A 618-nucleotide genomic window follows, 5' to 3' on the forward strand; every position below is an offset into this window, starting at 1 on the left:
AGTGAACGCCTCCCTGTTCGCCGTGGCCCGGTCCCGTAAGCACGGAGACCGCATCCTCACGGAGGAGGAGAAGGCAACCCTGCAGCGCTTCCTCGTCTCCGAGGACGGGCTGGGGTTGAAGGGGACGATCGAGGACGGCCGCTTCCACGAGGTCCGGCGGCGCGCCAAGCTCATGCTCCACACGGGGCAGATCCTCGACCTGGAGAAGCTGTACCCGGGCAGCTAAGATTAGGCAACGTCAACACAAGGAGGGGCCATGGCCACCGTTACCATCTACGAGCAGGACTACCAAGGTGCCTCGCGCGAGGTCGCGCGAGTGGACATCGACAGCCAAGCGATCCAGATCGCCGACCCCGAGGGCTACCTCGACACGAGCGTGCCCACGCCCATGGTCGACGCCCTCGACCGAGAGCAGCGCCGGCGCGTGCGCCACGACGAGGACCCCGTCCTCTGGGCATGGAACCTGCCCTACCTGCTGCGCGGGCCCTACCTGGTCGCCGAGCGCGACGGCGCCGCTCCCGCCTGAGCTGCACCGAGCTCCCGGGGACGTGTCGCGGAGGTGGGGGAGTTGCCCCCCACGCCCTAGAAGTGTGTGGTTAGACACATCGCAGGGCCCAC

General features: G+C 68.1%; 2 protein-coding genes. Both read left to right on the plus strand.

Annotated elements, in window-relative coordinates; all coding sequences use genetic code 11:
- On the plus strand, nucleotides 1–226 hold a 226-nt coding region (locus tag AC0VX0_RS12405), incomplete at its 5' end, for a hypothetical protein (RefSeq protein ID WP_475452217.1).
- A 30-nt stretch (nucleotides 227–256) separates the two neighbouring features.
- Complete coding sequence (locus tag AC0VX0_RS12410) at nucleotides 257–526, plus strand: hypothetical protein (protein ID WP_159305619.1); 270 nt, start codon at nucleotides 257–259, stop codon at nucleotides 524–526.
- Nucleotides 527–618: the final 92 nt, after the last annotated feature.

It is taken from the genome of Micrococcus sp. iso_26 (genome assembly GCF_056172975.1).